Origin of the sequence: Caldisericum exile AZM16c01, from assembly GCF_000284335.1 — a bacterium.
Taxonomy (GTDB): domain Bacteria; phylum Caldisericota; class Caldisericia; order Caldisericales; family Caldisericaceae; genus Caldisericum; species Caldisericum exile.
Genome location: NC_017096.1, coordinates 227,458 through 240,336 on the forward strand (window position 1 = coordinate 227,458; position 12,879 = coordinate 240,336).

The window sequence follows — 12,879 nt, forward strand, 5'->3', positions numbered from 1 at the left end:
GAATATGAGAAAAAAGCTGTTATCTTTGTATGTTGCGGCTATAATGGTGTTAAATCTTGTCCCATGGGGGAAGGTAATTGCAGCACCAAGCTTATCAGTTTTGCCATCAACTTCGCAACAAGTGGAAGTTAATACAGATGCTATATATAAAGTAACTATTACAAATCCATGTAGTGAAAATGATGTAATAAATATTACCTTTTCAACTCCCTCTTCAGGCTGGAATGTAGCACTTTACGATTCGGATAATGCAACTCTACTTTCTGACCACAATGGCGATGGAATTCCTGATACAGGTTCTTTACAAAGAGATGAAAGTAAAGATATCTATGTTCATGTAAGACCATCTTCATCAGTTTGCAATGGTTCACAACTTCAAACCACTATTACTGCTACATCAACAAACGGAAATTGTGGTGGAAGTGCTACAGTAACTTTGACAACTACGGCAGTGAATGAAGGAATACTTGTTATTACAGAAGAAGTTTCCCCTAATGAGGCAAAGGTAGGAGACACGGTTACATGGACAATTCATATAAAAAATGTGAGTTCAAATCCAATAGGAAATGTTCATATATCTGATACGCTTGGTTCTGGTATTTCTTATCCAACAAATTTCACTTTTTATCCTCAACCATCGTCTGGTACTTTTCCAAATTGGGTATATAATGAAATTCCTACAAATACTGAATACACTATCTCATTTAATACGGTTATTTTAGGTTGTAAAGAAGCTCAAAATGTAGTTGATGCGTGGTGGGGAGTTGAAGAAAACAGTGCTTGCCAAACACAACATGTACTTTCCTCTGTTAAAATTAAGCCAACAGTTCCTAATATTCAATTTTCTGCACCAAATATTTCAGTGCCTTATTGCGGTTCTACAGATGTTACTATTCCTATAACAAATAACGGTGATGGAGTTGCAAAGAATTTTAAATTGAAGATAGATACAATACCTTCAGGTTATCAAATTTCAAATTTTGGACAAAATTGGAATTATAATTCACAAACTGGAGAGTTTATATATTTGGGAGGGAACCCACAAGGGACAATAAATCCAAACGAAACAGTTAATCTTGCATTTACAGTTTCTATGCCACAAGGTGCTTGTTCACTTCCATCTGCAACTCTTAAATTCTTCTCAGAGTATCTTGACCCATGTGGCGATCCTTATACAACTCCTTCACTTCTTGGCTCAATATCAGTTTCGGGAAGTGGAGCATATTTTACAATTTCAAAAGAAGGACCAGATCCAGTAGATATTGGTGAAACTAATAAAACATACACAATTTTTGTCACATATCACAAAGGAAATTGCTCAAGCGACACTGTTACTGTTGATATTAAAGATACACTGCCAAATCCTTTTATCCCTCAAAGTGCTTCTGATTCTGGACAAATAAACGGACAAACAGTAATCTGGGATAATATTATATTACAAGATGGTGTATTAAAGAAACTAACAATTACATTTAATGTCTCAACAGAGCCTTGTTATGCAGGACAAGAATATACAAATACAGTTCAGATAACAGGACCAAACGGTGAAACTTTAACTGACTGCTGTGGCTGTCCAATTCAAAATGTTAGTGCAACATGGAAAACTTACGTTAACGATCCATCATTAGCAATTGTAGATTCAAAGAAGTCTGCAAGTCCCTCATCTATTGAAATAGATTGTTCAACTGATGTTGGCCCATACACTAATCCATCAGGAAACGCAGACTCTCATAACGACAGGAGATACACAGTAGAATACGACTTTAACACAGGAACTAATGCGCCGTCAAGTTGGAATAATACTGATGGAAATGGTGGGCATATTATCTTTAGAGATCAGTTAAATAATAATCAGTTTACAAATGCACAGATTGGAAATGTGAAAATTGAGGTAAGTTGTGACGGTGGTAATTCTTGGAATGATTTATCAAATTATGCAACTGTTACATATCCAGCAAATATCGGGGATCCTCTTGTAATTGATTTAGCTCAACTTGAAGGTCATGCATGCCCTCCAAATAGTGGTGCAAAACTAAGAATATCATTTACTGCAAGAGCAACGCAAACAAATGATCTAAACAATTCTAAAGTTTCGTATGATTATATTGATTGGTCAACACTTGAAATTCCAGGGTTCCCAAGAGGTTGTTTTACTGACCCTAAATATTACGAAGGAGTAAGAGTAACTGATATAAGGGCAAATTTAACAATATCGGCAAATTTAACTCAAACTGTTGAAAAGTGTGCAATCTATAACCTTACAATTAATTTCTCAAAGGATAATGCAAATGTTGATCATGCAGATTTAACCCTTACTTTAAATGGTTTCACCTATATTTCGAATTCGACAACATACAGTGATGGAGGTTTATGGTGCTCTGGAACCAAAGGAGAACCATCTGTATCTCAAGACGGAAAGACATTAACATGGGCATACTCTCAAATAAATGAAGTATCCTCAAATGGCTCTATTACTATACAAGTTAAAAAGGATTGTTCTAATAATGCGTCAATTGTATTTTCATCAAACTATCTTGATAACTGCGGAAAATCTCATACCTCTTCTGGAAGTGAATCTTCTATCTTGATAAAATCTGCGGTGCTTTATACAAAGCTTACTCCACAATATAACTTCGCATATGCACATACTGTTGATTGGAAAGTTTATGTTATAAACGGTGGGGATGGAACAGCAAGAGAAATTATACTTACAACTATCTTAGGAAATGGTCTTTCGTTTAGTTCTCAAGATGCTTATATAAAAATTGGAAATACAACCTATTATTATGGAGACACAAATATTACATGGCCTTCAAATGGTTCAACAGGAACATTAACATGGGGCTTAAATAATCTTTCAATAGACCCTGCGCAACAAGTTGAAGTTTACTTTAAAACTGATGTGAATACCTGTGATATTACTAATTTAAAAGTAGAAGCTTATTCAAATTGGTGTACTTGCCAAGAATCAAACCATGATGAAGGGCAAGTTGAATTACCAACTTCATATGCTCTTGTTATTGTAAACTCTGCTAATTTTACAATGTGCAGCGGAGGAAGTGTCGAAGTTCAAATAAGCAATCCTGGTATAACAAATATATACAATGCAAGTTTAACTGTTTTAATACCGAAGTATATTTCTTATTCTGCTAATTCAACAACTTATTCTTATAATGGAGGTCCTCCTCAATCTGCAGGAGACCCAATGATATCTCCTATTTCAGGTGGAGATTACGATGGAGGTTATGAACTTGTCTGGGATAAAACTAAAATTTCACAACTTCAAGACCTTGCCCCAAATGACAATATTGTTTTGAAGTTTAACATTGCACCTGATAATAGTCAGCAATACTCTTCATGTGCTTTTCTCAAAAGTGGTTTTAAGAAAGTTAAGGCATATGCAAACTTTGCAAAACCATGTGATGTAAATAACCCATCTCTATCTTCCAATATATTTGAAAAAGATTTTGAAACTTCTGCACCGGATTTGTTAATGACTAAGAAGGTTGTACAGATTGATAACCACGACATCTTACAGCCAGTTGAATACTTTCCACAAGAACTTGGCAAAGAGATAATTTTTGAAATTAAAATTACTAATAACGGAAAAGCAAGCACAATAAAGACAAATTTTGCAGATGTATTAAAAGCACCCAATAGGCATCCTCTTATACTCCAATCTGCAGAGTACTCCTATGATGGTGGAACTTATAATTCTATTCCTTGGAGCGCTTCAACAGATGACTCAAATAATACGATATACATCTGGAACAATATTGAAGGAACCTTAGGTCATGGAATTGAACCAAACAAGACGCTTACAATTAGAGTAAAGACAAAAATTTCAGAAACTTGTACACAATATGTAGCGCATGAAATCTCGGAGTTGTGGACTGGTTGTTCAGACTTGCCTGATATGGGATTTTATGGAAACGGAAAAGATTTGCTACTGTGGTCTGATCCATCTGTATGGAGTGGATTTGACGGAACTCTTTCTTCGGCGGATTGTCCTATTTACCAAGGAAAGTTTGCAAGAACTTATGGACATAAGGACTCTTGGGCTGTAGTATATAGTAATGATATACCTTCAAACATTAATGTTTGTGACCAAAACGTTCAGTTTGAGGTTGGATTTAAGAACGGTGAGGTTTATCAAGGTGCAACAACAATATATGGACCTTTAACAATTTTTGATGTTTTACCAAGAGGATTTGAATATGTATCCGGTTCAACTGAATTTCTTTTGCCTGGGCAAAATATTTGGATACCTGGGCTGGATCCAACTATTTCAACTCAAAATTGGATAACCTCAACTAACATAGATTGGAATGGGACATTTACGGTTTTGGAGTGGAACAAAGATAATAACTTAATTTTACAATCAATAAATATATCACCAGGTCAAGAGATTCATGTTAGATTTAAGGTGAACCTTAATTCATGTGTTAATGTAAAAGATGTAGATATAAACAGGCAAAGATTGGAAGGAAACGATTGTAGTGGTACTTTTAAATATTATTTTCCTGCAGGAAATGAACAGAATTTTGACTGGTGGGAAAAAGACTACTGGCCTTATATACCTGATTACCCATGGATAAAGCAAGTAGATATTTTGAAACCAAAAATAACGATTGAAAAGACAGTTGATAAATCTTTTGCTTCACCTTCGGATTCGCTTCTATTTATGATTCACATAAAGAATACAGGCGATGGAGATTCTCGTCATTTTAAGATAATAGATAAAATTCCAAATGGATTTATTTTAGATTCTTCTTCAATTACTGATGGTCCACCACCAGGATATGGGACAACTTACACTTGGATGACACATACATATGATTCAAACACAAATACAATTACATGGCAGAGTAATCAGAGTCCAAATTACGAGTTTCCACATGGTGCAGAAACAACTGTATCTTTCAGAGTTCTTGTTTCTGGAAGCGCTTCAGGTGAAATAACAAATGAAGCAAAATTTGAAGACAATTGTTGTTACTCGGGAAGTAATATACTAACAAGCACAAAAACAGTAAAGATAACTTCAACACCAATAAGGGTTATTAAAGAAATTGTTGATGTAAATGGTATACCAGTAACGAGTCGTCCTGTAAGGACACAGCCAGGAGACCTTGTAAGATTCAGAATAAAAGTCGAAAACAGAGGAAGTTTGCCAATTTACAATGTTGACGTCTATGATACATTGCCTAACGGAATTCAATATCAAGTAGGTTCATCAAGGTATGCTTTAACAAACGGAAGTCTTCCAACTACATGGACAAATACTACGGATCCACATGGTGCGCCGTATGACACGCCCCCAAGTCCTCCTCAGGGGTTCAGCGGATTACAGTGGCATATCCAACAAACTCTTTTGGCAACAGACGATAACGGCGGTACAACTGGTGGAAATCTTGATACGCTTTACCTCGAATTCGTTGCAAAAGTTACAAGTGATGCACAGGGGTCACCTTCCGGAGAATATAATGTTAACACTTCAAACATGTCTGGGACAACTGACCAATTGGGGAATACTCCTATAGAAAGAAGTATAATTGAAACATCAAATGCATCAGACTGGTTCCTTGTGTATAAGCCGAGTTTGCTTATAACTAAAACTGTAACAAAAATTAACTCAAACGCTTCAAACACGACAAGAGTTGCACCTAACGACACTGTTACTTACCAAATAACAATTACCAACACTTCTTCGTTTGCAAAAGCCAAAAATATTACAATAAATGATACTTTACCTTACGGATTTTCGTATATCGATAATTCGTCATCTATATCTTGGTCTGAAGGAGGAAGTTCTAACGCAAATCCTACAATCTCGGGACAAAATCTAACATGGAATCTTATAAATGCAGTTATAAACTCTGGAGAATCTCTTATCCTTACATTCAATGCAAAAGTTACATCAAATGCAAACATTGGGCAAAACGAAAACATTGCTTCTGCCTTAGGATATGACCTCGATACGGGATCTTACTCTGCGAATTCTTTGGATGGGACAGGTGTTGCAAAGACATATGTTGTAGTTACCAAACCTGAAATTAGAGTTTCTAAGTTTGCTTCCATTTCAAATGTACCTGTTCAAACTCCGGTTACATTTACTATAAAGATTGAAAGTCTTGATTCATATGCAAAGCCAACTATTGTAGCAATCGTTGATAATTTACCCGTAGGGTGGGAGTATGTTCAAGGGTCCTCCTATTTAGTTAAAAATAATGGTGCAACTCCAATTAATTGGGGAAGCGCAATTGTAGATCCATCATCTATAGCACAAACACTTACATGGAATGTCAATCAAATCTTAGATGCAACAGACGATCAGGGAGGTTCTTCTGGTAGTGCAAGCGATACTCTTTGGCTCAAGTTTCAGGCAACTCCTACAAATTCTTCCTTAGGGTGTTCTAACACAAATACTGTTTCTGTAAGTTGGGAAGATGGCTATGGCACCACGATGGCAGATGTGTCTTCTTCAACTAATGTTTGTGTTTGTTATCCAAAACTTGACATAGAAAAGAGTGCTAATAAAACCGAGGCAAGGATAAATGAAGATGTTGAGTTTACTATAAAGGTTTCAAACAAAAATCCTGTTGATGCATTCAATGTTGATGTGTATGATTATTTGTGGGGAGGTTCACAGTTTGTTCTAAATTCTGCTCAATATGCTTTAACAAATGGTTCAACTCCTTCAAGTTGGAATAATGCCCCAAATCCTTCTATTGATGGCACAACCTTACACTTTTACCTGAATATAACTATTGAAGGAACAGATGATAATGGTGGAGCAACTGGAAGCAAAAACGATACCCTATTCCTAAGATTCAAAGCACATCCAACAAGCGCATCTTCGTATGGAATAAATACAAATATGGCAGTTGCCGAAGGGAAAGATTCTGGTGGAAATCTTATTGGCTCACCTGTTGCAAGTGTTAGTATTAATGTAAGGAAACCTGATATAACAATAACAAAATCAAGTAATCCAACATCTCAAAATGTTAATGGCACTATCACTTACACGATAACTGCAACAAACAACGGGAATGAAAACCTTATAAATGGAACAATTATAGATACTCTACCTAACGGCGTAACCTATGTGTCAAGTGGTGGCGGAGGAGTTTATAACGCTGGACCTCCAGCAACCGTGACCTGGAACGGCGTTTCTATACCTGCAAACGGTGGAACATGGAGTGCAACAGTTTCTGTAAAGATAACAAAGAACGTTACGGATGGAGAAATTCTTACTAATTCTGTTTCAGGCTCTGGGACTGACACACAAGGCAACAATTACTCGTTTGGTCCTGCAACGGCTCAAACAACTGTAAATGCACCAAAACTTACGATTTCAAAAGTTGATTCTCCAGACCCTGTCAAAGCAGGGGGAAATATAACATATACAATAACTGTTTCAAATAACGGTTCAGCCCCGGCTTCTAATGTTGTAATAACTGATACCATACCTACGAATACTACTTTTGTTTCAGCATCATTCATTGCTGGTAGTGGGACAATTACAGATCCGGGCGTTGGTAATACTGGCACAGTTACCTGGGCCCTTGCAGGTACACTTGATGCAGGAAATTCAGTTATTGTTCAACTTGTAGTAAAAGTTAATTCACCGATAAATGACAATACCATAATTCACAATACTGCAACTGTTGATTCCGAAGAACAAGGGCCTTTATTAGATACAGAGCAAACAATTGTCTCTTCTCTTCCAAATTTAGTTATTACAAAGAGTGCGTCTGAAAATCCAGTAAGACAAGATAGAGATCTTACATACACAATTAGATGCGAAAATAGCGGAACAATGAATCTTACAAATGTTGTCGTTACTGATACTCTGCCGAATGGAATAACATTTGTTTCGGCAACGCCTAATCCAACGAATATAAATGGTCAAACATTAACTTGGAATATTGGATCTCTTCCTTCAGGCTCATCTTTTAACATTATTGTTACAGTACATGTAAATCAAAATGTTCCTAGCGGCACTGTCTTAACAAACAGTGTTAATGCAACGTCGGATCAGGTTAGTGCAAGTGCAACTTGTGATACAACAATTGGTGCACCTGCTAATTTAACTATTTCCAAGTCAGATAATATTGACCCAGTTCCTGCTGGTCAAAATATTATTTATACAATTAAGTATCAGAATACAGGTGGACAAACAGCAACAGGAGTTATGATTACTGATATACTTCCTTCTAATGTTATTTATGTCTCTTCAAATCCTTCTGGAACTTACAATTCAGGACCTCCTGCAACACTTACTTGGAATATTGGGTCTCTTCCTGCAGGTTCATCGGGTACAATTACAGTAACTGTTCAGGTGCCAGTTAATACTACAAACGGAACAGTGTTTACAAATAATGCAACCATTTCAAGTGATAATACAAATCCTGTAAGTGATTCTGAAGATACAACAGTTTTAAGTGCACCTGTTCTTACAATTAATAAAACTTCTACAATGCCACATAACCCAGCACAACCTGGAGATACTGTAACCTATACAATCACATATGGAAATAATGGAAACCTTACTGCAGCAAATACATTTATTGTTGATAAAATTCCTGCTAATACAAAATTTATAGTAGGAAGCGTTACAGGAGAGCAAGGAGTTTCAATTGAGTATTCAAATGATAATGGGACCACTTGGACCTATACTCCAGTTGACTCTGGTGATGGAACAGATCTAAATGTGACAGATATAAGATGGACTATTGGAAGCCTTGCTCCTAATATTACAAATCAAACTGCTTCATTTAAGGTTAAGATTAATTCTCCTCTTCCAAATGGAACAATTATTACAAACACAGCAACTATTGATTGTGATCAAACCAATCCTGTAAACGCACAAAATGATTTTATGGTTGGTTCAACACCTAACCTTCACATTACAAAGACAGGACCATCAAATGTTAATGCAGGCGATACTATTACATACACCGTAGAATACTGGAACGATGGTAATATGACAGCAACAGGTGTTGTTATTACAGAAACATACGATGCAAATGTAGAATTTATTTCAGCAACGCCATCTCCTGATACAGGTACAAATAACAGATGGACAATAGGTAATGTTTTTGTAGATAACACACACCATACAATAACGATAACAGTTAAGGTAAAATCTCCTCTACCTAATGGCACTGTAATCCATAACACAGTAACTATCGATTCAGATCAAACTGATCCAAAAGATGCAACATTTGATACAACAGTTGGTTCTGCACCAATCTTAACTATTACAAAGGTAGATACGCAAGACCCAGTACAAGCAGGTGATAACATCATATATACAATAACAGTAGGTAATACTGGTAATGCACCTGCAACAAATGTCGTAGTTATAGACACAATTCCAGCAAATACTACATTTGTCTCTGCAAGATTCATTTCAAAAGCAGGCACAATTGATGCTCCAACTGTAGGTGGAACAGGCACAGTGAAGTGGACTCTTACAGGAAGTCTCAACCCAAATGAAGAATTCGTCGTTGAACTCATCGTAAAAGTTAATAAACCTCTTGATAACGGAACGATTATTCATAATACTGCACATGTATCTTGTGCAGAAGATACCTCAGGTAAAGATTCCTCGACTGACACAAAAGTGGAAAGTGCTCCCATTCTTTTGATAGACAAAGTTGATCTCCATGATCCGGTAAATGCAGGAGACAATATTACCTACCGAATTACCATTTCAAATACGGGCAATATGAATGCCCACAATGTTATCATAACTGATACAGTGCCAAACAACACAACATTTGTTTCAGCATCATTCATAACTGGCAGTGGAACGATTACTGCACCTAACCCAGGTTCTACAGGCACTGTAACCTATACTTTATCAAATACCCTTGACATTGGCACATCAGTTGTGGTTGAGCTTGTTGTCAAGACAAACACACCTCTTCCAAACGGCACACAGATTCAAAATACAGCATCTGTAAAATCTTCAGAAATTCAAACACCCATTACCGACTCTGAGATTACAACGATAGGCTCTTCACCAGTTCTTCAAATTGCAAAGGTTGGTTCTCCAAATCCTGTGTCTGCTGGTCAGAATATAACTTATACAATTACCGTCAAGAATGTCGGTAATATGGATGCAACACAATTTATAATAACTGATTCAGTACCTCCAAATACGACATTTGTCTCTGCAAGATTTGTCAGTGGGGCAACTGGCGCTATAAATGCACCTCAGGTAGGGGGTAGTGGAACTGTCGAATGGATTCCCAATCCTAATACACTTCCAGTTGGTGCTACTGTTGTTGTAGAATTAGTTGTAAAAACTTACAATTCGCTTCCATCAGGCACAGTTATTACTAATACTGCTTATGCAGATTCTGCGCAAACTCAGCAAATTGCTTCTTCAACTACAACTACTGTGGGTGGCGAACCCATTCTTAAGATTTTCAAGAGTGCATATCCAACAGAACAAGCACCAAAAGGAGTTATAATTTACTCAATTAGATATGTAAACGAAGGAAATGCACCTGCAACGAATGTAGTAATTCAGGAAAGCTATCCTCCAGAAGTTGAATTCTTTTATGCAAACCCTATGCCAACATATAATACAAATACTTGGGTAATTCCTAAACTGGATGCAAGTAGTGAAGGCTACATTACGGTTGCCGTTAAAGTGAAAGAGAATATCCCCCTTACAATTCCGCCAGTTAAAGTTACAAATACTGTGAGCATCCGTTCGACTGAGGTTCAAAATCCTGTATCTGCAAGTGCTTCATTTGAAGTTAAAGCACCTAATTTCTGGGATCCAGCGAATGTGACCCAAAGAAAAGAAGTAGACCCAAAGGGAAATGTAGCTCCAGGTATGTGGCTTACTTATACGAACTATTTTGGCAATTCAGGTAATGCACCTGCAACTAATGTCTATATCATAGATACTCTTGATACAAACCTTGATGAGACTACACTACAAATTTCTGATGGCACAATTCCTGGTACAACCCACACTTATAATGCGATCAGAAGAGAGATAATATGGCATATACCAGTAATTCAACCTGGCGAAAATGGTTCAGTTTCATTCAAGGTAATGGTAAGGAGCACGATTAACGGATATACGCTAATTTCTAATACGACAACAATCAAATCAGATCAGAATCCAGAAGGAGTGCAAACGAATACTGTTTATAACACAGTTATTGCGCCTTGCCCTGTTACTCCCATACCTCCTACTCCACCAACCCCTTCTTACTCAATCAATCTCTCCATTAATGTGCCGGAAACAATTTGTGCTTCTGCTATCCAAAAGTATGTATTTACCTTTACAAATGGAACTCCACCTTATGTTTATGAAATTGACTTTGGCGATAATTCGATGATAATTAAAGGAGAAGAGAGTGGTAACTTCATCACACTTGAACACATCTATCAAAAGTCAGGTAATTACGAAATTAACCTCAAGGTTAAAGATAAGAGCGGAAAAGAAGCAACATTATCATACCCTATTCAGGTGAAAGATTGCATTGAAGAAATTTCTATCTATCACCACAACTTCATTATAGGGTATCCAGATAACACAGTAAGGCCAGAAAGGAACGTCTCAAGAGTAGAAGTTGCAGCAATGATTTTAAGAGCATTAGGTATAAGCGTTAACAACATAAGAGATGACATAATTCCATTCAAAGATATTCCCATAACTCATTGGGGCTATAACTTCACAAGGCAGATATACCTTGAAGGTCTAATGCAAGGTGATGAAAAAGGAAATTTCAATGCGGATAGGTTTGCAACAAGGGCAGAAATTGCAGCAGTTCTTGTTAGACTAAAAGGAATTTCAATAGATACAGGCGATCCGCTCTTCAAGGATACCGAACCCAAAAAATGGTATACTCCATATATCACAGCAGCAGTAAAAGCTGGTCTTATAACGGGCTATCCTGATAAGACATTCAAACCTAACAATAATGTTACAAGGGCAGAATTTGTTGCAATGCTTGAAAGAGTCCTTTATAGAACAGATGTGCCGCAAGTTAAAAATTTAATCTCTACGGAAAACATTATAAACTGGAAAGATATTACAAAAGCTCATTGGGCATACTACATCATGCTTGAAGCATGGCAACCTCATATTGTGAAAAACGTCGTCCTTATAGACACCGTTATTAAGGTTAAATCCAAAATCATTCCTGTTTATCTGCCAAAGCCAAATACAGTTATAGAATTTCCTAAGATAGGCACAACCATTTCTTCTGTCATTGTGCCTGTTGTCGGTATTGTTAACGACAAATTGCCTCAACCTCGAAACGTCTTTGTTAAAATAATCAATACCGAATCGCCATAATAATTAAATACGGTAATTAGAAAAAGGGGGCTTTTGCCCCCTTATAAACTTTGTCTTGAATAACCTTGACTTTTTTAGAATATATGCGAAAATGTGCATATGAGCAAATATGATAGTATTTTTAAAGCAATTGGGGACGAAAAGCGGCTAAAACTATTACTTCTCATTATAAAAGGTGGAAAAGAATATTATGTTTGTGAACTAACCTATGCAATGGGGGAAAACCAATACAACATTTCCAAGTATTTGAGGGAGTTAAAATTAGCGGGACTCTTGAAAGAAAGAAAAATTGGTCGTGGAGTGCTTTACTCCCTTGAAAATGGAGATGAATTTAACAATCGCTTATTTGCACTCTTAAATGGAATACCAAACGAGTATATCAAAGATGCTATTATAAGGCTTAATTATGTTGTATCAAATAGAGCTAATGATCAATGTGTAAATATTGCAAAATTAGATAATATCAAATCAAAATTTAATTGAGGAGGTCAAGTTATGGAAGAAGAAAAGAAAGAAGTAACTCAGTTTGAAAATTAGAATCTTTTACC

2 protein-coding genes are annotated in these 12,879 nt (G+C 36.5%); both read left to right on the top strand.

Features of this window, described 5'->3' with window-relative positions; genetic code table 11:
- Nucleotides 1-4 precede the first annotated feature (4 nt).
- Nucleotides 5-12,331 (top strand): DUF7619 domain-containing protein, encoded by a 12,327-nt coding sequence (locus tag CSE_RS08385; RefSeq protein WP_014452774.1) that lies wholly within the window; start codon nt 5-7, stop codon nt 12,329-12,331.
- Between the two features lie 99 nt (nt 12,332-12,430).
- Nucleotides 12,431-12,814: an ArsR/SmtB family transcription factor gene (locus tag CSE_RS07795; protein ID WP_014452775.1), complete on the top strand. Its 384-nt coding sequence runs from the start codon at nt 12,431-12,433 to the stop codon at nt 12,812-12,814.
- Nucleotides 12,815-12,879 lie beyond the last annotated feature (65 nt).